The organism is Timaviella obliquedivisa GSE-PSE-MK23-08B (assembly GCA_019358855.1).
GTDB lineage: Bacteria > Cyanobacteriota > Cyanobacteriia > Elainellales > Elainellaceae > Timaviella > Timaviella obliquedivisa.
Genome location: JAHHII010000021.1, coordinates 19,756 through 43,639 on the forward strand (window position 1 = coordinate 19,756; position 23,884 = coordinate 43,639).

At 46.1% G+C, this 23,884-nt stretch carries 14 protein-coding genes; 8 read left to right on the forward strand and 6 right to left on the reverse strand.

Going from position 1 to position 23,884, the window contains the following annotated elements; translation table 11 throughout:
- The first annotated feature begins 37 nt into the window (after positions 1–37).
- The 4 genes from KME11_22020 to KME11_22035 all read left to right on the forward strand — a co-directional run bounded on the left by KME11_22020 (position 38) and on the right by KME11_22035 (position 5,111).
- Complete coding sequence (locus KME11_22020) at positions 38–1,042, forward strand: hypothetical protein (GenBank protein ID MBW4517890.1); 1,005 nt, start codon at positions 38–40, stop codon at positions 1,040–1,042.
- A gap of 42 nt (positions 1,043–1,084) precedes the next feature.
- The gene (locus tag KME11_22025) at positions 1,085–2,005 is read left to right on the forward strand and encodes a hypothetical protein (protein ID MBW4517891.1); all 921 of its coding nucleotides are present in this window, start codon (positions 1,085–1,087) and stop codon (positions 2,003–2,005) included.
- 39 nt (positions 2,006–2,044) lie between these two features.
- Positions 2,045–2,941, forward strand: coding sequence for a hypothetical protein (locus tag KME11_22030; GenBank protein MBW4517892.1), 897 nt, complete (start codon positions 2,045–2,047; stop codon positions 2,939–2,941).
- Between the two features lie 67 nt (positions 2,942–3,008).
- Positions 3,009–5,111, forward strand: a complete 2,103-nt coding sequence (locus KME11_22035; GenBank protein ID MBW4517893.1) for an FHA domain-containing protein — start codon at positions 3,009–3,011, stop codon at positions 5,109–5,111.
- Here KME11_22035 and KME11_22040 read toward each other — a convergent pair.
- Complete coding sequence (locus tag KME11_22040) at positions 5,092–6,369, reverse strand: FHA domain-containing protein (GenBank protein MBW4517894.1); 1,278 nt, start codon at positions 6,367–6,369, stop codon at positions 5,092–5,094. The genes KME11_22035 and KME11_22040 overlap by 20 nt on opposite strands.
- A gap of 190 nt (positions 6,370–6,559) precedes the next feature.
- Between KME11_22040 and KME11_22045 the strand changes: the two genes are divergently transcribed.
- The 4 genes from KME11_22045 to KME11_22060 all read left to right on the forward strand — a co-directional run bounded on the left by KME11_22045 (position 6,560) and on the right by KME11_22060 (position 11,451).
- Entirely contained in the window at positions 6,560–6,949 is a 390-nt protein-coding gene (locus KME11_22045; protein MBW4517895.1) for a hypothetical protein, read from the forward strand.
- A 52-nt stretch (positions 6,950–7,001) separates the two neighbouring features.
- Positions 7,002–8,741, forward strand: a complete 1,740-nt coding sequence (locus tag KME11_22050; protein ID MBW4517896.1) for a caspase family protein — start codon at positions 7,002–7,004, stop codon at positions 8,739–8,741.
- 65 nt (positions 8,742–8,806) lie between these two features.
- Positions 8,807–9,427, forward strand: a complete 621-nt coding sequence (locus tag KME11_22055) for a site-2 protease family protein (GenBank protein MBW4517897.1) — start codon at positions 8,807–8,809, stop codon at positions 9,425–9,427.
- A gap of 200 nt (positions 9,428–9,627) precedes the next feature.
- Entirely contained in the window at positions 9,628–11,451 is a 1,824-nt protein-coding gene (locus tag KME11_22060) for a BamA/TamA family outer membrane protein (protein ID MBW4517898.1), read from the forward strand.
- Between the two features lie 27 nt (positions 11,452–11,478).
- On the opposite strand, the gene KME11_22065 is transcribed toward KME11_22060, so the two are convergent.
- From KME11_22065 to KME11_22085, 5 genes are all read right to left on the reverse strand, one after another.
- Complete coding sequence (locus KME11_22065; GenBank protein ID MBW4517899.1) at positions 11,479–17,622, reverse strand: CHAT domain-containing protein; 6,144 nt, start codon at positions 17,620–17,622, stop codon at positions 11,479–11,481.
- 151 nt (positions 17,623–17,773) lie between these two features.
- A complete protein-coding gene (locus KME11_22070; GenBank protein ID MBW4517900.1) occupies positions 17,774–18,580 on the reverse strand; it encodes a DUF928 domain-containing protein in 807 nt (268 codons plus the stop codon).
- A 29-nt stretch (positions 18,581–18,609) separates the two neighbouring features.
- Positions 18,610–20,967, reverse strand: a complete 2,358-nt coding sequence (locus tag KME11_22075) for a CHASE2 domain-containing protein (protein MBW4517901.1) — start codon at positions 20,965–20,967, stop codon at positions 18,610–18,612.
- A gap of 11 nt (positions 20,968–20,978) precedes the next feature.
- Positions 20,979–22,136 (reverse strand): DUF1822 family protein, encoded by a 1,158-nt coding sequence (locus KME11_22080; GenBank protein MBW4517902.1) that lies wholly within the window; start codon positions 22,134–22,136, stop codon positions 20,979–20,981.
- A gap of 24 nt (positions 22,137–22,160) precedes the next feature.
- On the reverse strand, positions 22,161–23,375 hold the full coding sequence (locus KME11_22085) for a sigma-70 family RNA polymerase sigma factor (protein ID MBW4517903.1): 1,215 nt from the start codon (positions 23,373–23,375) through the stop codon (positions 22,161–22,163).
- Positions 23,376–23,884: the final 509 nt, after the last annotated feature.

A 23,884-nucleotide genomic window follows, 5' to 3' on the forward strand; every position in this document is an offset into this window, starting at 1 on the left:
TGCAAAGATCTAGTTGTAATAAAGGAGATTGATGACAATGGCAGTTGCACAAGAATTTGGTGAGTCTCTCAATGAATCGGCTGAAAATCTAACTCAGCTATTGAATACGCTTGATCAAGCTTACGATGACATTAGCGCGATTTGCGAAGAGATGGAATCGAACAGTGAAGAGTTGAATGAACTGACGACCACGGTGAGTACGACATTATCTGATTTTTGGGAGGCTTTAGACTCTAACCAACAAGAGTTGCAGAATAGTCAGGAATCTAGCGCTACAGCGCTGGATGATCTGCAAGAGGCTATTACTGAGATGGAATCACAGATTGATGAATTTGCTCAGTCTATGGATGAAGTGAGCAATACCCTGGAAACAGAGATTGGGAATAGTCGCACTGAGTTTGATGGGGATATTACTGAAGCTAAAGAAGGGATGGCTGAGGCAAAGGCATTGCTAGAGAAACTGGAATCTGAACTGACCCAAGTATGGGAAACAGTAGAGCAAGCATTTACAGATACGACTGAATCAATCTCGCAGTTACAAGAGAGCATTGAAGCTCACAAAACTGATACAGAAGGGCAATTTGAACAACTGACAACAGATATTGGAGAGACGCTGAAAGGCACGATAGCAGACCTTCTAGATCAATTTAATGAGCAACTTAGTGGAACTCAAACTGATGCAGTCACCGACTGTTTTGATGACATGGAAGAAGGGCTAACAACTGCATACAATGACTTTGGCGAGCAATCTGAGGCGATCGCCGATGAACTGGTGAACCGTGCTACTGAAATTATGAGTAATGTGGCAGATCACTTTGAGAACTCTCTGAGCAGTGAGTTGGAACAGATTTTCCAAGATGCAATTGAGGACGCCATCAAAGCATTGGCTGAAGAAATCGTCGAGTCTCTAGCGCTGATGGGAGTAGGGACAACAGTCACATCTGCAATTGCACCCTTAGTGCCTGCAATTGTTGCTGCCAAGGTACTGCTTGAACTGATAACAGCGGCACTAGCAGCGATGACATTTGGCTTGGCAGGATAGTTGATTCAAACTTGTAAATTTTGACAATAGGAGTATTTGATCATGAACGATGCGTATACCGCGTTAGCGAATATGGTTGCACAAGCACCAGAAGAACTGAACACCTTAGTTCAGGGTACAACCGAAGTCCAAAGTGCTGTGACTGATTTTCAGAACTATTTACAGGAGAAACAATCGGCTATAGAAACGCTCATTGAACAAATTACGACAGCTTTGGGTGAACTGCAAGAGGAAGTTTCGACGCAGCAGGGTGAGACGGAAGGGGCGATCGCAGATCTTGAAGGCAATGCCGAAGAACTAAAGGATGCAATTGAGGAAATCCAAACTGAGTTGACTGCTGAACTCCAGTCGGTGCAGGAAAATCTTGATGAACTCAAGAGTCAGGTTGACGAGCGCAAATCTGCAATAGAAACAGGATGCGACGAAGCACAGCAGAGCCTGACTCAAATGCAGGAGAAAGTCCAGGCAGGGCAAGAACAACTGACGAATGCTCAGGAAACCGTGGGTCAGGGGATGGAAGAACTGCAAGAGAAAATGCAGACGGCACAAACGACAGCAACTGAGCAAGTCCAGACCTTTGAGGAGGAAATAGGTCAAGCAGAGCAGGAAATATCAACCCAGGTTCAGGACATGACGGATCGATTCGGTGAGCTTCAAGAGGAGTTGGGCACAAAGCTCACTGACCTCGCTGAGAACGTAGTTCGCGGAGATGTGGATGGCTTGATGGATGAGCTTCAGCAACAGGTTGAGGATGAACTGAAAAGTATTGCTGACGAAGCGGTGAAGCAGATTGGCGAAACGATTCGTGAAATGTGCGACAAGATTACCGGGGCGAAAGACGAATCTGAGGAAAAACGTCAACCCCTTGATCCGTTGTTTGACCAGCTTGAAGCGTTTGTTTCTCCAATCGAGAGTGCCATCGATGCAATTGAGGATATGGCAAGTTCTTTGGGTGTTGGATAACGTCTTTTTTGAAAATTAATCTTGTGAGGTAAATCAACCATGGCTGACTTAGGAACGATCGCAAACGAAACCGTGACGAAGCTGACCACTTTGTTCGAACACACGGATCAGGTACAGACGAACTTGGATGAGTCGCAAGAGCATCTGACTGGGCTGTCAGATCAAGTTGACGAAAATTGGACTGCTTTGGAAGAACGAGCGCAGGTATTGTTGGAAAAAATCAATAGCGTTAAGGAAGAACTAGCAACGGAGGCACAACAAAGTGCTGAGGCAATCAGTCAACTGCAAGGCAAAATGGAATCGGCTAAGGGAGAGATGGAACAAGAGCTAGAAGCTACGAAGGAGGCTATTACTGAACTGGGTAATAAAGTGGAATCCGTTACGCCAGAACTAGAAGAGGCTTTTCAAACGGCTGAGGAATCTTTCACATCTTTGAAGGAGTCAATTGCGGAACTGGAGTCTGGCTTAGACGAAGTAGTGTCTGAAACTCACGATTATTTGGTTGATGAGATGAATGGTGAGTTGGGGAATCATCAGACGGAAATTGATGAAAAAGTCGCGGCATTGGAAGCGGCGATCGCTGAGGAATATTTGCCGCAAATTACTGAGAAAACTGAAGAGTTCAGCCAGCATATAACAGACATTCTTGAGCAGCTATCCAGTCAACTACAAGAGATTGGGGATGAAACTGAACAATCTACGCAGTCAACGTTGGAACAAGTTAGACAATTTCAGCAGGATGGCGTGGGTGACTTGATGGATACGGTCAATGAAATCTCTCAACTGATGGAACGGTTAGGCGATTTAATTGATGGCACAACAGATACTACGATGACCGTTAAGGATGGTTTGATGGCGACAGTGGTTACAACCAACATTGGACTGAATGCTGCTGTCGGTATCTTTGAGGATGTGGTGGAGCTATTACAACTCTAATTAAAAAAGTCATCTTCTAATGATTTAATTTGCGGAATCATCATTGCATTATCATCATGAGGATATTATGGTAGTTAAATCTAATACACTGGAAAAGCAGATCGAAGAAGTTGAAAACTTTGTTGCAGTGCAAGTTGCACAAGCCCCTGCCTATGCCGCCATCTATCAGGCTCTTACCGATCTAAAAAGATCACTAACACTCGGTAAGTTAGTGTTTCAGATCGTGGGTCAGAATTCAGAGCAAGTTCAAAATCTTGAGAAACTCCTAGCTCACAGCCCCAGTTTGAGAGAGGGCTATGACATCCGAACAACTGTATTACCTGACTTCGCTGAGCCTGAATTAACTTCTGCGGTTCTGGCTCTCCAAAATGGAAATGCCCCAACCTACTACGAACTATCGAGCGCCCAGACCTATAAAATTGGTCGTAACCCGCATACTGCTCAAGTTTTGTTGGCTGATGCACTTAACCTCGTGAGTGGTTGCCACGCAGAATTGCAATTCTTGCCGAATGCAGGCTGGCAAATTCGAGATTTAGAGAGTCGTAACGGTACCTATCTTAATGGCAAATGCATCAAGGCATGGGAAACATTAGAGGCAGGAAACCAAATCTGCCTTGGATCTGCAACCGATGATGTTGGCAGTGGCATCCTATCATTTGAGTACTTCATCCCAGTTGTTCATGCAGGTAATGTGGTTAACTTATTTGATTGTGATGTCATAGGTTTGATTGTTGATCTTAATCAGCCTATTTCAAAAGAAACTCAGCGATTCATTCAACAAGCCATTCAAGCGACTGTCTCTAAAGTATTTGTGGTTGCAGTCCCATCGATGAGTACGAACCCTGAAGTTGCGAAAAACCACCTCTCTGATTTGGAAGAGTGGGTTAACGTTCAGCCGTACAGCGACTCTGTGGAAATAACACATCTGCTGCTGCAACCGATCGCCCGTAATCTCAAAGCGACAGTCTTGCTTCCCCATGCTCAGCCGGAATTTGAGTCTTTCTGCCAATCTCTAATCACGCTGGCTCAAGGCAAGATTGAGACCATAATTTTTCAGCGATCTGTAGCTCAACTGGCTGAACAAATTAAAGCAATAGAGGTGATCCTGAATCATCAGCAAGCGACCCTTCTTCGCAAAATTCAGCAGGGTGAAACTAAACTACAAGAGATTGGACAGAGCAGTCTGAAGGATCACATCAAGAAAGCGAGTGATACAGTCAAAAAAGAAGTGGATCAATTCTTTAGACAGGTTAAAAGTGAGATTGGTCAATCGAAAAGCGATCTCCTTTCCGAAAATCGTCAGAACAGCTTAACCCATAAAATTAAGCAATTTGTCAGAAAACTTAAGCCCATCGCCGTAATTAAAGGGAGTTCTTGTCATATTCACTTTCAGACGAAAAATGGAAGTGATGACATCCATGCTGTCCTAAATTACTTATATCAATGTGACCTTAAGAACTGGACGATCGCCGAGTGGACGCGCATTTGTACGCTCTACAATGTAAATGGTTTGATTGGTTTACTTCGCAGCAGCTATCGGACTCTGAATTTTATGCCTGATTCTAATCTTTCTGCTGCGTTGTTTCAGCCTCCTAGAGAAATTAATGTCGATCAAATCCTACAAATTACTACGGTGGCTGCGGACTGCAAAACGCACTACAAACAAATGACGTTCCAAGGCTTTATTTTCAAACGGCTTAAGAGCGAAGTCATTTCTCTTATTAGCTTGATCGCCATGGTTGGAGTCCCTATTCTTGCTTTCTTAGGATTGGAGTTTAACAAAGCTGTATTCACTTTGCCGATTCTCCCACTTGTAGGAATTATGATGTACTTTAGCTATCGCTGGGAAAAAGCTGAAAAGCTGGAGGATGCAGTAGAAAAGCTGCAAGAGAAATTGGCTGACCACTATCAGAAGATTGCGAAAGATATTGCCGATCGCCTTGCTCAACATTTAATGATGGCAATGGAATCGGAAGAGCGGCGGCTCCGGGATGCAGTCGATGTGGTTGGGGATCAGTATATGGTTCACGTCGGTGAATTCGAGAAAAAGCAACTCCAACTTAAAACACAGACGGAAGAACTCAAGAAGGTTCAACAAAAAAGCCTTGAAAAGGATATGGCTGAGTTTCAAAAGCTCAAAAGAGACTTGTCTATATCGACCAAACCCTAATCTGGTGGTCTTCACAACCACTGGCAAACTTCTGACCATCCGGACTAATTGCTACCCCGCCAACCTGCCAGGGTTGACTGGAAATTGTCCGGATTTCTTGCTCTTGTTTCAAGCTCCATAGCTTGATGGTCTTATCGTCACAGGCGATCGCCAGCACATTGTCATCTGGGCTAAACATGAGCGTATAGGCAGAAGCTCTGAAGGGAGGCAATATAGACATCTCGGTTCCCGCATCGGGTTGCCAAAGTTTAATCAACCTGTCCACACCACCACTCGCCAAGATTTTCCCATCACAACTAAACGCAACAGCCATTACCGCCATTTTATGTCCAGAGAAAGTCCGAATAGATTCACCTGAGGCAATTTCCCACAGCTTCACCGTTTTATCTTCGCTCCCACTTGCCAGCGTCTTCCTGTCTGGTGAAAAGCTAATCGCGTTTACGCCTCTACCATGCCCGACAAATGTTTTTAGTTCCTCACATGTAAGATTCCACAGTTTGATAGTTTTATCAGCACTGCCGCTTGCCAGGACTTGTCCATCTGGGCTGAATGCAACCGCACTGATCGACTGTTTATGTCCCACTATCGTTTGCAGCTCTTCTCCTGTGCTGAGGTTCCACAGTTTGACCGTCTTATCCGAGCTAGCGCTGGCTAAGATTTCTCCGTTAGGACTAAATGCGATCGCCCGGATTGAGTCAGTGTGACCTGCCAATACTAGAGCCGAATCATCAGATGCTAAATCCCAAAGGCTTCGGATAGCAGCAGGAGTAGCAGTTACCTGAACAGGAGTCGCGGGCATGGCGATCGCCTGCTCTGAAGATGAAATCACTACAGATTCCTGTACAGATGGTTCGGGGAGAGGAGCGACTGCAGCGATTTCTACGGGTTCTGTGACCTGTGACGAGATGACTTGCTGGCACTCAAAGAGGAACTCTACCCCATCTTTGCTTAGGGTAATGCGATCGCCTGATTGTAAAATTCGGCACCCTTGAAGGCGATCGCCGTTGATATAAGTGCCGTTGGCTGCGTTGCGATCGCAGAGTTGCCACTGCATTTGAACGCCACTCCCTAGGGTTCTAATTTCTGCATGATGTCGAGAAACGGCTGGATATTGGTTGCCATCGACCACGATAGTGCAAGCTTCGCGCCCCATTGTCACGACAGCATCTGGTGCAAGCGGATAGGAGGGCTTATCGAGATCTCCTGGTGACGACACTTGTTTTAGGTGAGCAATCCATTCAGTATTTGCGTTTGGCATAGGGCAGAGATGAATTGATGTGTTGGGGGCTGTCTTTAGTTTAATTGTGCATCAGAGAGGATGCCGTGAATAACTTTTTATGCGCTAACCAATTAAGAAATAGAACCATCTGAATGACTTAAGGAATCACGATGGATTCGCAAGGATAGACATCAAGCAGCACGCCTATTGTTTTATTCCCTAGTAAATTGTGAGTCTAAACATGATCTGTGAAACTGTAAAACTAACGCTTCAATTTGATCCAGAACATTTCGATGAGATGGAACGTCACCGAGAAGCTCAAAAACTCTTGAATCAGTTGAGATATCTTGATGAGGTGAAATCTGTTGATCGGCTGTTGAACCCTAATCCTCCTGATGGAAGTTATGCCATAGGTGCGGCTATTGTCGGTGCATTGACCGCGGAAGTGAACGTTGAGAACTTCTTGAAAGTGATGCAGTTTTTGCGCGATCGCCTAGTTGGAAAATCGATTTATATCAAGATCGAAGCCAACGGTAAGCAGATAGAAGTTAAGGCTTGTAGCCTAAAAGAACTGGAAGTGGTGTTCGGATTAGCTCAGGGTTTTATCAGTGGCTTATGAAGCCTAACGGCAACGTTAGTAGCTTGATACATAAGAATCATAACGAGGATATATGGCAAGAATTGCACTACTGATTGGGGCTAGTGAATACGGGACGGGGATACCTTGGCTGCCTTGTGCTACTAAAGATGTAACGGCATTGCAGCACTTGTTAGAAGATAAGGAGATCGGCAAATTTGATGAAGTCAGAACATTGCTTAATCCCGATACTCAAACAATGGCAAAAGCCATTGAGAAGCTGTTCAGAGAACGTGAGAAAGAGGATTTTGTATTGTTGTTTTTCTCAGGGCACGGCATTCAGGATGACTCTGGTAGGCTATTTTTTGCAGCCCATAATACTCAAGAAATGGACGGAAAGATATACTGGGCTGATACCGTCTCTGCTAGCTTTGTTCATGATCAAATAGAAGGCTCTCGATGTTGGCAGATAGTTGTGATTCTCAACTGCTGCTTCAGCGGTGCATTCTCTTCAAATTTGGTTCCTCGAAGCGTTGGGATTGCTGATGTTAAGGCACAGCTTGGTGGGAAAGGGCAGGCGATTCTAACTTCGTGTAATGCGGTGCAATTCTCTTTTGAGGAGAAGGATGCGGCTTTGTCGATTTACAGTCAACATCTGGTTGAGGGCATCAAAACGGGTGAAGCGGATCAAGATGGAGATGGACGAATTACTGTTGACGAACTGCATAACTACATTAGAAAAAATGTTAAGGACTCTGGATTTCCGATGAATCCTGAAATTCATTTGGTAATGGAGGAGCCGTTAACGATCGCCCACACCCTTGTGCAGGATAAGGGCAAGTTCTATGAGAATAAAGTAGCACTGTTTGCGCAGCAGGGCAAAATTTCTAAGACTTGTCACAAAGTCTTAGTTGAATTGAGAGGAGACTTAGCGTTATCCCGTGAAGAAGCTAAGGCAATTGAGTCCAAAGTTTTGAAGCCGCAACGAAAATATCAGAAGAGCCTACATCTCTATCGTCAGGAATTTTTGACGATCGCTCAGAGATCGCCTGGAGTCAGTGAACGCGATCGCAATCTCTTAGTACGCTTACATCAAGGCTTAAGGCTGAACCCTGAAGATGTCGAACAAATTGAGGCAGAATTTCTCCAGAAGATGAGTGCCTCCAATAAACGGATTAATCGCCTGATGTGGGCGCTGCTACATTCTATTGGTACGGTCTCGATAATGTCGGCTGCGACCATAGGTATTTACTTTCGACTCTACAACAATCTGCCTCAACCGATCCTAGAACCCCTTTCCCCTACTCTGGAAGAATTACACGAGAACCTGTTTGGAAAAGTTGATGATTTACGTCATCAACTGGCGATGCAGATCATGGATTCACAAACCGTTGCCCTTTTAACTGCAGTTCAGACATCTTCGACTCAGACGGTTGTGGAAAAGGTGATGGCAGCAGCAGCACTTACGGAGAAGGCTCAAACTCAGGTTGAATGGTCGAGTGCAGCAGAATACTGGAAACAGGCGATCGACGAGTGGCACAAAGCATCCCAGATCCCCGAAACTGAGCTACAAAAAGCAAAATCAGAACTGTGTTTTGGAGAGGCTGTGTCCAATGCGACGACAGCAGCAGAGCAGTCGCACCAAGCTAAGACACAAGCGGAATGGCAAGCGATCGCCCATCTTTGGGAACAAGCACACGACTATATGCAAGCAGTATCGCCCGTTTCTCATCATAAACAATTGGCTAAGGCAAGATCTGCCACCTATGCTGCCAATCAGCAGGAAGCTCAGAAGCGGGCTAAAAGCCTAAGTCAATCAGCAGTGAATAAGTAATTGGCTCTAAACCAATTAAGTCAATAGATGAGTTTGATGTCCTTTATATATTCAACGTCACTCCTATGTTCATCTACAATCTTTTCACTCATCCGGTTTACTTTCTAAGGTTCGTTGCAATTCTGGCATTTTCGATTAGTCTACATGAATTAGCGCATGGTTATGCTGCCCTCAGCCAAGGAGATGACACTCCACTTCAGCGAGGACACATTACGCTTAATCCGCTGGTGCATATGGGTTGGGAGTCGCTAACTTGTCTCTGCGTTACGGGGTTGGCTTGGGGACAGATGCCTGTAAATTCGGCTAAGTTTCGGGCTGGGGGATGGAGCAATATTTGGGTGTCTGTGGCAGGACCGCTGTGTAATTTGGGATTAGCTTTGCTGTTTATTGTGGCGTTGCGGTTGATGACAACCTTCAACTTGCAGGGGATTTGGAGCGTTGAGTTTTTCTATCTGGCAGCCCAGGTTAACCTGGTGTTATTTTCGTTGAATCTTGTGCCTTTGCCACCTTTGGACGGGTTTCATGTTGTGAGTGAGGCTTTTCCGGCACTGAAGATTTTGGAAGAAACTCCGTTGAGTCTGTTTCCTTTGGTAGTTCTGTTGATGAATCCGGACTACATGACAGCTTGTTCTGATGCTGCCAAGTTGACTGTGGAAGTCTTGGGCGGGGTGAAACTTCTACCGTGATTATGGAATTAATTTCTTAAGTTAATTTGACTTTTCCAGACTTAAATCTACTTTAGTGCTAGGTATAACCCAGTCAAGTTGATGTAGATCGGTTGTATCTTGTGAGTAAATGTATTTTCGAGCACTCTAACTAAGTGTCTATACAGGGAGCTTACGGGATGAGGCTATAGTTACCGAGTGTGGTGTAGATGAGAGTTGCTATGAATTATCCCCCACTGTTTGCTTTGCTCGTGATGGTTACAGTATGGTTCATTGAGGGGAATCTACGAACCGCTCTAGCAGATCCTGAACAGGTTGAAATTTTACCTTTTGCCCCTAGGCCGTCTCCAAGTCCGGTTGTGCCGATTCCAGGTCTGGTCAGCCCTTCTCTTGAAGCTGTCCCAGAACAAGCCTCACCTGTTGTTCAAGCTGAAATTGATACCTGTCCAGGTTTAGTAGAAGCAGATGCAGATACTTCTACTCCACAGCCAGAGGTTTCAGAACCTACTCCTAGTAAAGTATTAGTCAACGATATAGTCGCAGCCAATGGCATTTTTGCTAATACAGATAAAGCTAGGTTTGATGCTGCTGTAGAGAGCTATAAAGGGCGTGAGTTGCTCGCGCAGGATTTGATAGATCTTAAGAGGGAAATCGATCGCCTGTACGCGAGGCTAGGTTACATTACATCTATTGCAAGGCAACCTACTCTGAGACAGGTTCAAGATGGAACGCTAAAGGTTGACATGATTGAGGGGGCTTTAATACAGATTAACCTCACGGTGGATGGAACACGGCGATTGGATAAATCCTATGTTTGTAGCCGTATTTTACGAGGCGTTGATGTACCGCTCAATACCAATCAACTCGAAGATCAATTAAAGCTCCTGCGCATCGATCCATTATTTGAATATGTGGAAGCGAGTTTGGCTGCGTCGAGCACGGGCGATCAGCAAGGACACGAGGGCGAAAGCATTTTGAATGTTCGGATCAAAGAAGCTGAGCCATCTGTCGTGAATTTTAGTGCAGATAATTATTCACCGCCGAGTATTGGTTCAGAGCGGTTTAGCGTTAATGCCCGATATCGCAATTTGACTGGACTTGGGGATGAAATTTCAGGCTCTTATTCCCGCACTATTACAGGAGGTGCAGATGTATTTGACTTTACATATCTTGTGCCTCTCAATGCAATGAATGGAACGCTCTTGCTCAGAGCAGCACCAAACCGAACCGAAATTACTCAAGCTCAATTTCAAGATTTGGACATTCGAGGAACGCAGGCTGTTTATCAACTGGAGTATCGCCAACCGATTGTGCGATCGTCAGATGAAGAGCTAGCTTTATCGTTAGGGTTTCTTTATCAAAGTGGATTAACGTTGCTAAACGGTGAGCCATTAGATATTAACGATGTGGATCAGGGTGGGATTAGTCGAACCAGCGTGATTCAGTTCAGTCAGGATTATTTGCGGCGCGATGGCTCTGGAGCTTGGTTGTTACGATCGCAGTTTAATTTCGGGACAGGCTTATTTGATGCGACGATTAACCAATCGCCTATTCCTGATAGTCGCTTTTTCAGTTGGTTGGGTCAGGTGCGGCGGGTACAGCGGTTTGGGGATGATCATATAGTGTTAATGCAAGGTGATGTACAACTGACTCCTGACCCTTTACTATCATCACAGCAGTTTGTGATTGGTGGTTCTCAATCTGTGCGAGGATATCGACAAAATGTGCGGTCGGGTGATAACGGGTTGCGAGTCTCTGTGGAAGACCGGATTGCGATCGTGCGGAATCGGCGAGGAGATCCATCTATTCAACTGGTGCCGTTTGTGGATGCAGGGTTAGTTTGGAATCAGGCAGAAAATTTGATTGAACTGCCAAAACAACGGTTTTTGTTGGGAGCAGGTTTGGGGCTACTGTTAAATGAGCCGTTTAGTATTAATGGGTTAAATGTCCGGGTGGAATATGGTTTTCCTTTTATTGATTTGAGCGATCGAGAGGGAAATATTCAGGATGATGGTTTGTATTTTGGTGTGTTTTACCAACCTTGAGCAAGTTGTGAAGTCAGTCTCGTTGCTTTACCAAGGGTTTCCAACTATTGTAAAACCTGCCCAATAATAAGGATTCTTGATCGTAGAATCATTAATATCGTTACCAAAACCTTGTCCGCTCTCGTTTAACTGTTCTAGCAATGCTGGCGGGATCGAAATCTGGGTTGCAGCTAGAAGTTGTTTTCCATTGTCATCAATGATAGGGGGCAAAAATAGCACTCCCTCTTTGTATGTGATTTTTCCATTAATAATGTCAAGCTGGGCGCGACGGAGTGCTTCCGCTTTGATGGGGACGTACTTAAGCCATCGATAGAATTCGGTCATGAGAACCCAATTTGCTTCTTGATTGGTAAGCCACAAACTACCTAAGACCGAGATCACTCCACTTTGTACTGCGGCTCCTGCAAATCCTAGCTCAGAATAGCGATCGCCTAATGCCGTGTCACAAGCACCTAAAACCAAGAGATCGACTGGAGGATTATTCCAACCTTGCTCTCGGATATCATCTAAACGAAGTGCATCTCCATGCAGTTCGATAGAAGGACTTAACTGATTCTTTGCTTGCTCTTCGTTAGGAAAGAATGCATGGGTTGCAAAGTGCACAATACCAAAATGATTTTGTTTCTCTAGAAGATTTCGGGTGACTTGTTCTTCGGGCAGTAGCTGACCCAACTGAGAAGGCTTAAGACCCTGCCAGAGGTTTTGAACAAAAATGGAGTTGAGTTGAAGGGGAACTGACAGAAGTTCATCCCACCGTTCTTCGTCTTGAGGAAATGTAGACGAACCTACTGCCAAAACTTCACTGCTCCGAATATCTCTGTAGCGTGTATCTGTAAGGGAAAGACTGGGAGCTATACCGATACTATAGTTTTCAATGAGAAAACGATTATTTACATCCTTCAATGCAGCTAAGGGAACTGAACGAAGTTTTTCATCGGTGACAAATACTAAGTTCTTAATTTTCTGGCGCTCTAAATAGTTTTGAGGGGGAACATTACTTACTGGCTGATTATCGCCATCGGTAATTGCTTCCAGAGGTTCAATTAACCATCTATAAAGGATTCGAGCGTTAATGTTTTCAGGAGTTGAAGTCGAGGCATTTTTAGCGTTATTGTAAAAGCCTATTGCAGCATCTGTGACAGCTTGTCGCGTTGCTCCGGGCGGTAGCACTCTTACAGGGAGACGATCAGCGGTCACAAGAACAACTTGTAGTTGATCGGTTGGTTTTGCTTCTCCTGAATCTGGTATTTTTTGAACAATCTGATCATTCGAGATTTTACCTGCTGAAATGAAGTTAGCATAGACAACTGCTGGTTTAATACCTGTTGCATCTGCAATTCTTTGGAGAGTAGTTGAAATAGCAAACAAACTTCCTTCTTGAAATTGATAAACCTCGGTGCTTGTTGCGCTCCCCTGACCTATTGCTCTCTCAGTCGAGACTGGTGGAGCGGCAATTCTTATAGAGTTTTGGCTGAAATATTTCTTGAAGTCATCGGTAATACTTTGATCAAGGTTACTCACTCCCGGATCCAGCATCAATGAGGGCGGTTGAACCGCGATCGGGTTGGGTACGCGAGAGGGTGATTCTTCGTCTTTCTGGTCTTCATCGTTTGTCAGTTGCTGGGGATCTCTTTCTCTAGGAGGAATTGCGTTCGTCAGTAAACTAATATTGGGAGGTTGAGTCAAACCAAATCGATAAGAATCGAGTGGAACAGTCGCGTCACCAGAGGTAATGCCTCCTCGTGTACCGTTAATGCTGACACCACCCACGACAAATGGCACAATGCCATCTCCTCCATGCGAGATCTCAATTCTGCCCCCCGAAGTGCCTCCTGCGGTAGAAATGCTAGATCGAGAATCGTTTGGAATCCGACCTGTTGCGCGGAAGAATCGTTCTGTTTCAATCGTGACATTTCCACCGCGATCGCTGCCTCGCGTATTGATGGAGCTAACCTGAATGTCGCCGCTGGGGTCAAGCAGGACAGACCCACCGTTGCCTGCGCTGCCGCTGGAGTTGATTCTCCCTGCTGTAATTGCTGTCTCAGCCTGGACTTGAATGGTTCCTCCGCGTCTTCCAGAACTGATGAGGTCGCCTGTGGTAATTCCACTTGTTCTAGCAGTCAGGGTGATATTGCCGCCTCTGCCTCCATTATTGCTGGAGTCCAAGGTTGGAGCGTTGATCGAGTTAGCAGTCAGGGCAATATTGCCACCGTTAGTGTCAATGCGGGCAGAGTTGGGAGTGGTGATCGAGTTAGCAGTCAGGGCGAGGTTGCCATCAGTTTGGAGAAGTCCGGCGAAGCGAAGGGTACTGTTGCTGTTCACCACAAAGTCTGTGAGGTTGGTGAAAGTGTTTCTGGTCAGGGTGAGGTCGCCGATCGGATTATCTGATGTGCCGAGTTGGAATCTGGAACCACCTGCGTTGATGTCACCTGACAAAATCAGGTTTCTGGGTATTGATCTGCCGAAGCGGACTTCTGCACCGTTGGTGGTGAGGGTGCCGAGGCTGACTGTGCCCGGTGAATTGATGATGAGTTGCCCGTCTACGTCCGATCGCCTGTTGGTGGCTCCGAATGTGAGATTGCCTGTGGTGAGGTTGCGATCGGCATTGAGACGGAGGATTCCGCCTCTGTTAGCGGAGCTTGTATTAAGAGCGCCAGTGGATGTATTAATGTCTCTGCCGTTTAAGGCAATGTTGCCGCCGTTTGTGATAATTGCGTTAGAAACAGTTAAATTTTCAGGGCTGTCAAAGGTAAAGTTGCCGCCATTTGTAGTGATGGCACTGGAAAGCGTAAAGTTGTCAGCTAGCAGGAAGCTAAGGCTACCACCATTTGTATTGAGATTAGCAGGAAGCTGAATGTTGCTGGGGCGATTAGCATTGCCGACCTCTACATCTGCACCGTTGAGCGTGAGTCCGGCGCGAAAGTCGATCGCGCCACGAGTATTGGCAGTGAGAGTTCCATTGGTCGGACTAGGAGTTGATGAGCCAAGGATCACGGCTCCGGTGGTAATGCGATCGCCTGCTGTGAGATCAATAGCTCCACCTCTCCCGGTTTGTGAGGACGAGTTGAGAGTGCCCGTTGTGATGCTGCCGTTAGGGGCGGAGAGGGCGATCGCTCCACCATTCCCATTTGCGAAGGTATCGAGATTGCTTGCTGTGATCCTGCCGTTATTGCTGGTTAAGGTAATAGCTCGACCAGGGTTAGTAATGTTACCAACGTTGATGTCTTGATTGGTTTGGAATGCGATCGGGTTGTTGAATGTAACGTTGAAGTTATTAGGTACGGTAGTAATTGTGCCGTCGTAATTATTACCTCCGATCAAGATTTGGGAAAAACCGCTTTGTATTGTACCGAGTTCACGATCAGTTAAATTTAAGCGATTATCAGCAGTATTGCCTCCAATAGTGCTACCTAAGCTAGGAGTCAGAGGTGTGAATTGAAGAGTTCCAGTACCCTGAATCTGCGTACTAGAGACAAGATCTATCTCATCAGATCTTAAGGTAATATTGCGATTACCTTGAATCCCATCTTGATTACCAGCAAAGTTAATTCCAGCCGTCCTAGCTCCAGTACCTTCCAAAGTAATAGAGCCTGTCCCATCCGATACTATTTGACTTCCAGATAGGAGATTGACGCCATAATTTTCACTTCCAGAACCGTTACCAGTACCACTTAAATTAATGGTTCCAGTGTTTGATCGAACAGTACCCGCTTCAAGATTGATTCCACGATTCCTGTCCAGGCTGCCATTACCAACACCTGTAAGAGTAATATTTCCTGAGCCAATTGCTTGAACACCTACAAGATCGGTTCTTGAGCCAGGAACTCCTGTCTGAAACAAAATACCACTATTTCCACTATTTCCATCTACGCTTCCTCTTCCATCCAGAACGATGTCTCCACTACCCCGCGATTCCACTGCGCCTTCAGTGAAAAACGAGATACCTCTATTAATGCTCCCAGAACCATTGCCGCGACCTGTGAGTCTGGCAATCCCATTGTTCACAATAACCCTAGAAGAATTCTGAATTTGTATTCCTGAATTCTCCTCATTGCCATTGCCACCACGACCAAACATCGTGATATTTCCGTCACCTTTTGATTGTATTGTACTGGTTCCCGCACTAATTTCAATTCCTGTATTGTATGCTCCAGTCGAATTACCACCATACCCATTGAGAATAATGTCTCCATTCACTGAGCTAATAGTAGAATTACTAATTAGGACACCAGAGTTACAAGTTTTTCCAGTAACACAGAAGCTGGTCGGAGGTAAAGTTGGATTACCCGTTGTGTCTCCACCTCTACCCTCTAAAGTAATAGTTCCGCCAGTTGATTCTAGTGTGCTGCGAAGGGTGAAAATTATTCCATAGTTTCTAGCCGTTGTTCCCCCTGTTCCACGGATGTCGATACTACCAGAGCCAACATTGACATTGCTACCAATGTCAATGTTACTAGTGAAGGTGACACCAGCATTAGAAAGAGTGTTCCCCGTAGCGCTCCCTGTTCCTCTTCCTACAAAGTCACCGCCATTAGTATTAATTGTTGCGGCATTAATCACAAGGGCACCGCCATTAGTGCCATTATCTGAATTAGCTATAAGCGTGACATTGCCACCATTGGTAGTAATATTTGAGCCAGGATTGACTGTAATGTTGTTATTTGCTTCAGCGGTTAGCCCTATTCTAGGAGCATCAATCTGAATGGGAGCATTAAAGTTGATATTATTATTTGCTCGCAAGACAACATTACTTGTTGAACTATTAATAGTACCGTTATTGATATTGCTTACCCCAGTTGCAGGGGGATCACTAAACGCATCGTTGGCGGTAAGTTGGGCGGGGACATTCGCACCCGCAATCACATTGATGTCGAATGGATCAAGCAACAAGGTACCAAACCTACCTTGAACGCTACTCAAATCGGCGATGCCAGAATAATCTAAGAAAGAGTGCCCAGATATTTCGGCAAAGCCACCGTTGCCTCCATTTCTTCCTCCCCTGGCAGTTAAAGTCCCATAAAAATGGGTTGCTTCATCCGCCCAAACAATCACTCGACCACCATCACCGCTATACAGTGCATCCGCATTAATCAATGAATCCCGACTCACAAACGTCCGATCGCTATTTGGCACCGTTCCCTGTCCCTGATAATCGCCCCCAATTCTGACCGTGCCGCCCCCGTTTTGACCCGAAGCATTCACCGTCGCATTGACCAAACCTACCCGATCGCCCAACACATTAATTTCAGGCAATGTAGTGCCCTGAGTAGAAGCATCAAGAGTACCAGAGGCGATCGCTGTTCCCGCCCCAGTTGGAATCACAGTATCAGAAGCCACTAAACGGACTGAATTATCAGAAGCAACTATCAACCCCGTATTAGCATCTGCCCCCACCGTCAACAACTGCGCCAGAGCAGCCGGATCAGTCAAAACCTCGTTTGGCAAACCATCCTGACCCGGAGCCAACTCAATCTCCAGACTCAACACCATGCCTTCCTTACTAATGCGGAGGATATTCTGACCTGGAACCGCCGTAATCGTAATATCACCACCCGGAGCCGCAATCCGCCCCGTATTGATCACCGCTCCCCCCAGCAAACTCAGACTTTGCCCTTCCGGCACCGCCAACTCTCCAGCATTTACGATCGCCCCCGGTTCGCCCATCGTAAACCCAAAACTCCCTGGTTCACCAATCAAAGAAGTGTAATCATTCGCACCGATCGCATTAAACCAACGACTCCCAAACCCAATGCCATTAGCAGTTGTCACCGTCAAAGAACCCGGTATATCCAAACGGGCATTTGAGCCAAAAATCACCCCAGCCGGATTCATCAAAAATAGATTTGAGTCGCCCCCTGTCACCCGAATCAAACCCTGAATTACCGAAGCATCACCCCCTGTCACCCGTGCCAAAATATTGCGAATCTCGGGGTTTGACAAAAAATTGGCAATTTGATCCCGACTCAGACCAAACTGCTCAAAACTGTGGAAGAGATTGGCGCGATTGCCCGATCGCGCTCCCCCTTCAATATCAATGCGATTACCATTTTGACGAACGACCGTCCCCGTTCCATCACGAGCAGGAGTAATCCGCTGGGCGTGAGCCGACAACGGAAGTAAGAGTGCTAGAACCAGGACACTATACTGAAGAAGCTGTGTGTACAATTTCATAGCTGCTCTCCGTAAATCACCCAATGTCGACTTTATACTCGTACTAGTTAGACTTTATGACTGAATTTAAGGAGAACCAGCCTTTGATTACAAAACATCAAAGGAATACATAGCCCTTTGCATTTCGAGATGTTTCGTAATGCAACTCTTACTACTCCCCAGTAGACCGACAGCAGTTAACAATAGGCTTGTCTGCAATACCTGGGACAATTCTTTGTAGGTTCACATGCTCATCTTCTAATAACTTTTTCCACTGAGTCTTCCAAGGAACATTACTCAAATCAGCACTGTGGCGATCGCCTACTACCTTCAACGCATTCAACCAGATTCCATGCTTAAAATAAGCAGCCGATTTTGCCTCAGGAGTCGATGCCATTCTTAAATCAGCCGTCAATTCGGGACTAGGCAAAACTCTTGTAACAGTATTTCGGAGAGGTAACTCTGTACCTTCCTTACAAGTTAAAATAAGTAACCACTCATGGGAGCGAGCAGTCTCTAACGCTGGAACTGTATCTGGAATCTTGATCTGAATAACACCTGGCAATGCCTCTGTAGGTTCCAGGAATTTGCTATAAAGCGGTGTTTGTGTCCGATCAAGTGAATGAAGAACAAATTTTACAGAGGCAAATTCATCCGCCTTTGCCGGAAGATAAAACCAGAAGGTCGGATGTTCATCCGTAGTTGTAATCCAATTCTGACGTTTAGGTATCAACGCAACCATGCGCTCCTGATTCGATACATTCATGTCACACGGACCATGTGTTGATCCATTCGTTTGCTGAGATGTTCTTCCGCCCCCTCCCCAAATACTAGAACCTGTCGTTTCTTCGGAAACCAAGAAGGAATTGGAATCGATCAGTAGAGCCTGAACCAAACTGACAGAGTTCAACCAAAACATCCCGCCTGCGATCGTTCCTGCCGAGATCGTTTGCAAATACTTAAAATTAGAACTAACCATAAACACCTGCTTTGAGATTTAATGAATAGCTACAATGCCTGAACAGGCAACCGACCGTAAATCATGACCGTTCCACCTGCTACGACTAATGCGAGGAAAGGTGGAACTAGAGGAATCCAACCGCTTTGGAAAGCGAACACAGCGTAGCAGCAGCCATAGAGAAAGACAATTGCCCCAACCTCTCCCAAAGTCACGACTAAGAGCGAGCGAGAGCGCCAAGCAATCGCTCCTCCAGCTAAAGCCCATACCCCGATCCAAACTACTTCTGCCCATTCAGGCAGCCACCAAATCAGCGATCGCTTCTTGCCATTTTCGTCTCCAAGGGCTGCATTGATTAGACTGCTCACCATATGAGCATGGACAATCACTCCTGGCATTCTTTGGTCAACACGGCGATTGTAGGGAGTAAAATGCAAATCCCGGTAGCTCGGCGCAACAGTTCCAATTAAAACAATTTTTCCTGCCACCAAGTTCCGTGTCAGCTTTTTACCTTCAAGTGCTTCTTTTAGCGTGAGTTGAGGCGCGATTGGGTTAGCAGATCGATAGTTCAGTAAGATTTGTTGGGTAGCAGTGTCAAGTTGGTGATAGCCACCAGTATCAGCTTCTAATCGCCTCAAGACGATATCACCCAAGAGAGGTTGACCGTCCTTGAAATCGGGTTTAATGCCTTTATCCTGTAAGTATCGAACTGCGATTGAACTGCTAAAGGAGAAAGTAGTCTGACAGGCTTCTCCAACAAGGGGATCTTGAGCCAACATCTGACGGCGAACGCTTCCTTCTGGGTAATCTATATTCAATGCATCTACGCCAACTCGGCTATCGATATGACCTTTTAGGATTTCGACCGGAGGTCCAACAGCAGACACTTCTGAAGTCTTACTGCGGCATACTACAATCAATTTGTCATTTTGTTGAACCTGACGAATTAACTCTTTATGCTCAGGCTCGATAGGCGATTCTCGAAGGACATCCAACCCAATGAGCGCAGGTTGATATTGAGTTATTTTCTGAATCAGTTGTTCAAGCCTACTATTCGAGAGTGATGATCCTTGACGGTCAGGTTGAATCTTAAGATCATTTTCTGTGATGGTAATCAGCAACAATCGCGCATCCGTCTTCTCTATCGGACGTACTTGCATAAGATGGTCATAGGCTTGGAGTTCCCACGATTCCAGGTATCCTAGTTGTCGCATACCCTGAGTTAAAGCCAAACCAATTAAGCTCGACAATACCATTTTTCGCAAGCTGCGTTTGAGGCTTGCTTTTGGCTCTTGTCTTCCTCCATCCAACAGATCTTTCCAAGTCGGCGGAACCTCCGCCGGGTTCTGACAAATCACAGGCAACCAAGACGCACTCGGAAACTCATCCTCCATCCCCTCCAACTTCTCTCTCGCCTCCCGCACCGACTGATATAGCGACTTCCCTCCTGAAAAAGCAGTCAAGAAATGCTTCAAAAACTCCTGAGCAACCTGATCCGGCACAGGTTCTCGCATCACAATCAGTTGCGGAATATTTAAATCCGCCATTGCCCGCGCTAAACCCAACCCATCACAAGAGTTAAAAATCGCCAACTTCAATCCACGGGCGATCGCCGCCTTCAAAGCATTCTTCAACTGATCAATCGTCAAACTCTCCGTCTGGTTAATCGCAATCTCACCCGATCGCCCATCGACTTGACTGGCACTATGCCCCGCAAAAAACAGAATGTCCCACCCCTTCTCATCCCACAATCGCTGGTTCAATTCCCAACGGGGTGGCTCTGCTAAAAACACCGTTCCAGCCCCAGGAAGTTGATCTAGGAATTCGCGATCGCGGTGAGTATCAATCCCCTCACTATTTCCCAGCACTGCCAAAATCTTGACCAACCGAGTCGAACTTTGACGAGGCGGATGAGGCTGCTCATAGTTCTGAGTCCCCAGCGCAATTTCGGCATAAGGATAATCTTCAAAGAAATTCCATAAGTGCCAAGGAAACTTTCGCAGATGCGGATCTTCTGTCGTCACCACAACCCGAATCTCAGTAGACCGAGATAGGTTGGCTCGAAGTTGGCGCTCAACCTTACCAAACCCATCCGAGTTGAGCCAACGATTCAATTGGCTTTTAATTTGCTGGCAAAGATGATTGAACTCAGCTTCAGAAACATTAGTAATATCCGCTTCATCAATCTCAAATGTTGTCCGGGCACGGCGCAAACTCAGTCTTGCATGGAGCGCTTCGTAGAGCGATCGCCACTTCTGATATAAATCCAGTAATTCCAGAGAAGCAGGCAACGAACCTGTAAACTGCGTCGGCATCGCACTGCCCCCTTCCCAAAGCTGGGTGGTCACCTCTGGAAACCCCTGCTGCAAACTACCTTTCGCAAAATTGAGGACAATTAGTTGGCTCATAAGTCCTCCCCCTACGCTTCAAAAAATTCAGTCGTGCTGTATTCATCCAGTACAATCTGCAACCGAAACCGACTGCCAATTGGACACCGAAACCGCTTCAGTTGGATACAGTTATCCTGCTCACCCGCTTGAACCGTCTGCACCACTTCTCCTTCTTCAGCCAGCATTACCAATGTCAAATTGACTGGTATGTACTGATCGCCACTAGGATGCACCTGAACTCGGATGCCAACCCTATCCTCTGCTTCAGCTTTCAGCCCCATAAATAGCAGCACGTGCTGAGGCTCAGGGGCCATAAACTCAATTACCTTGGCTTGAATCACATCTGATTCCGCCGTGAGCAAGTTTGAACGAAAATTATAAGCCGTCGCCGCTTGCCAACCCGCATTAAAAATGTGTTGAAACCATTCACGGAGCTGCACAGGTCGGAGGTCTTGCCCTTGAGGTTGCTCTCCTTGCCGCTGTTGATAAAGAGCTTGTCGCCATTCCATTCGCTCCAGCAAGGCTCCCCAAAGCGCAAATGGGACAGATAATCGAGGAAAGGCAACCGCAGGGCTTCCTAGCCGTTGGATCAAGCTGCCTGCCTGAGCAGTCGGTAATTCCAGTAACGGGGCAACAACCGTTCTAGTTTGTTCCTCTGGGCAGAGCTGATACCTCACCCAAAACGTCATTTGATCACGAGTTAAATGCTCGGTATCCATGCAATACGTGCGATCGCTTGCATCATAGTTGCCACTCTCCTTCAACTTCTGATGTGTTGTATACCCCCAAACTCTGACCCACTGATCATCCGCCTGCCCATCTGATTTCACCTGCACTGCAAAATAATAATCCGAAGCCCAACTGGGAATATCCACCCACTCTTGCGGCACTTCCAATGCTCCATCATCCATTACTTCACTCGGCAGCAAAACTAGCCGAGTCTCACCAATGGCGATCGCCGTTCCATTCACAAATTCCCAGATAGACGAATGATCCAGCCAAGCCGAAGCCTCTAAGGCATATTCAGTCTGTATCCAGGGCAACAAAACATCAAGACAAACTTGATTGAGATAGGCATTCCACCGACTATCAGGCTCAGCAAAATGCTGGCTCTGTTGCCAAGCCTCCGCTTGCGTCTCTGGCGGAATTTCAAAACACCATTCTTCCGCTGCAAATGTCATCACCACAATCTACTTCCTCCACCTCGATATTTACTGGGCAGATCTAGCTGAGCCGCCATAATGACACTCAAGCCACTCTTTCAGGAGCAAGCCCATGTCCCCTATTTGGTTTGCATCTGGGGAAATATTCAGGGTTTCTTGACTCCAGGTCACGAGCGCGATCAACAATTGCTCATGCGCTCGATTAAGACATCGCGAAATCGTCGGCTGACTCTTATTCAACTTTAGCTTCATCTCTTTCTGGGTCAGACCTTCCTGATAATGAAGACTCAACACCTGTTGTAGCTCTGGCGCTAGCTGCTCTAACAACACGACCAGAGCCTTATAGATCTGTGATTGCTGCTCCTGCCGAATTTGAGCATCCTCCTGAGCAATGATCTCAGCCAAAATGCCTTCACTACCAGAAACAGAGAGTAAATCTTCCAACACCTCATTAGAATCTGTCCCACTTCTAGGAGTCTGAAGCGAGGAAATCGGCGGGTACAGATATTTTCGGACAGCTAAGGCACAGTGAACCAGCCATGTCTCAATCGTCGCCGCATCACAAGCTTGACCTGATGCATCCAACTGACCTAGCCGTTCTTTGTTGTACAGTGTTGCAACGGCAGCCCAAAAGCTTGGATTAAGCGTTGGCAACCCACTTGCAGGAGCAGACTGAACATAAGTCTTCTTAAAGCACATCCAAGCTAATTGATATTGAGCCATTGTTTCAGTCGACAATCCTGCATGGCTCAGAGATTCCATCAATCGCCGCTTGCCGACTTTGCGCAACAAAGTCCAGTGGGTACAAAGATCCGCTTCCTGCCGCTGTCGGAGAATATCCCGCAACAGACTGCGAAACGCCATTTCAGCATATGATTTGAGATGACCTCGCTCTGGCTTAAACCCTTTAAGGATTGTGGGGAGTTCAGCGATCGCCAACTGGAAGCAGTCCGACAATCCATACTGAGTGCTGGTGATTTTTCTAGCCGTTTTCTGTGCCGCCCAATAACAAGGCTCTTGAAGATAGGCTGATAAATGTAGTCCTGATAAGCCTCCTACTTGAGACTGCCAAAGTTGATACCAGTAGAGAGACCAAAACAGATCAGAATTTGCCACTTCTGATCCGACATTCTCTAACGGTTGTTTCAAACACTGCCCCATACTTCGACGCAACTGGGCATCAGCTATCCAGCCACCAAAACGTTCAGATTCAAACCTTACAAAAGTTGAAAAAAATTCAGTAACTTCTTTGCGAGGACGCATAGATGTACATACGGTAGTGGAGCATCACCTAATGAACGGAGACTCAGTAAACTAACTTAGACCTAGCGAACCCTACAACAAATTATCACACTTCACAATAAGGCGTATCTTTTTTACCCACAAATCCTACTACAGTGTCGGACTCTGTCCATCTACCAACACCCGCTGACAAATCAGAAAAGCCGATTGCTTCAGGTTCTCTGCCGTAACCTTTGCTTGCTTTGATTCATGCATCAACGCTTCTAACTAAAAGACCAGTACCTGCTTGTTTCTAAAACTCTAGTTCATTGTGGTTAGCGATTTAGGGACGAGTTAGTTTTCTAGGAAAGTTATGCCAGAAAATTTCCTTCCCATCGCCCTTCACTTTATTTGACAGGACGATTCACAAAAGCGATCGCAAAACTGATGAAAATTTGTCAGTTGTCACTTTTTTTTGAACCAAAGCTAAAGCTGCTTTCGCCTCACAGCGACTAGCCGAATTCAAAAAAGCCCTATGGTCAATTCCCAAC

What these genes read in the sequence shown, in the direction of transcription:
- KME11_22075 (MBW4517901.1), bottom strand. Translation starts at nt 20,967, where the DNA reads ATGAGCCAACTAATTGTCCTCAATTTTGCGAAAGGTAGTTTGCAGCAG.
- KME11_22070 (MBW4517900.1), bottom strand. Translation starts at nt 18,580, where the DNA reads ATGGTTAGTTCTAATTTTAAGTATTTGCAAACGATCTCGGCAGGAACG.
- KME11_22060 (MBW4517898.1), top strand. Translation starts at nt 9,628, where the DNA reads ATGAATTATCCCCCACTGTTTGCTTTGCTCGTGATGGTTACAGTATGG.
- KME11_22085 (MBW4517903.1), bottom strand. Translation starts at nt 23,375, where the DNA reads ATGCGTCCTCGCAAAGAAGTTACTGAATTTTTTTCAACTTTTGTAAGG.
- KME11_22055 (MBW4517897.1), top strand. Translation starts at nt 8,807, where the DNA reads ATGTTCATCTACAATCTTTTCACTCATCCGGTTTACTTTCTAAGGTTC.
- KME11_22020 (MBW4517890.1), top strand. Translation starts at nt 38, where the DNA reads ATGGCAGTTGCACAAGAATTTGGTGAGTCTCTCAATGAATCGGCTGAA.
- KME11_22030 (MBW4517892.1), top strand. Translation starts at nt 2,045, where the DNA reads ATGGCTGACTTAGGAACGATCGCAAACGAAACCGTGACGAAGCTGACC.
- KME11_22025 (MBW4517891.1), top strand. Translation starts at nt 1,085, where the DNA reads ATGAACGATGCGTATACCGCGTTAGCGAATATGGTTGCACAAGCACCA.
- KME11_22050 (MBW4517896.1), top strand. Translation starts at nt 7,002, where the DNA reads ATGGCAAGAATTGCACTACTGATTGGGGCTAGTGAATACGGGACGGGG.
- KME11_22035 (MBW4517893.1), top strand. Translation starts at nt 3,009, where the DNA reads ATGGTAGTTAAATCTAATACACTGGAAAAGCAGATCGAAGAAGTTGAA.
- KME11_22040 (MBW4517894.1), bottom strand. Translation starts at nt 6,369, where the DNA reads ATGCCAAACGCAAATACTGAATGGATTGCTCACCTAAAACAAGTGTCG.
- KME11_22065 (MBW4517899.1), bottom strand. Translation starts at nt 17,622, where the DNA reads ATGAAATTGTACACACAGCTTCTTCAGTATAGTGTCCTGGTTCTAGCA.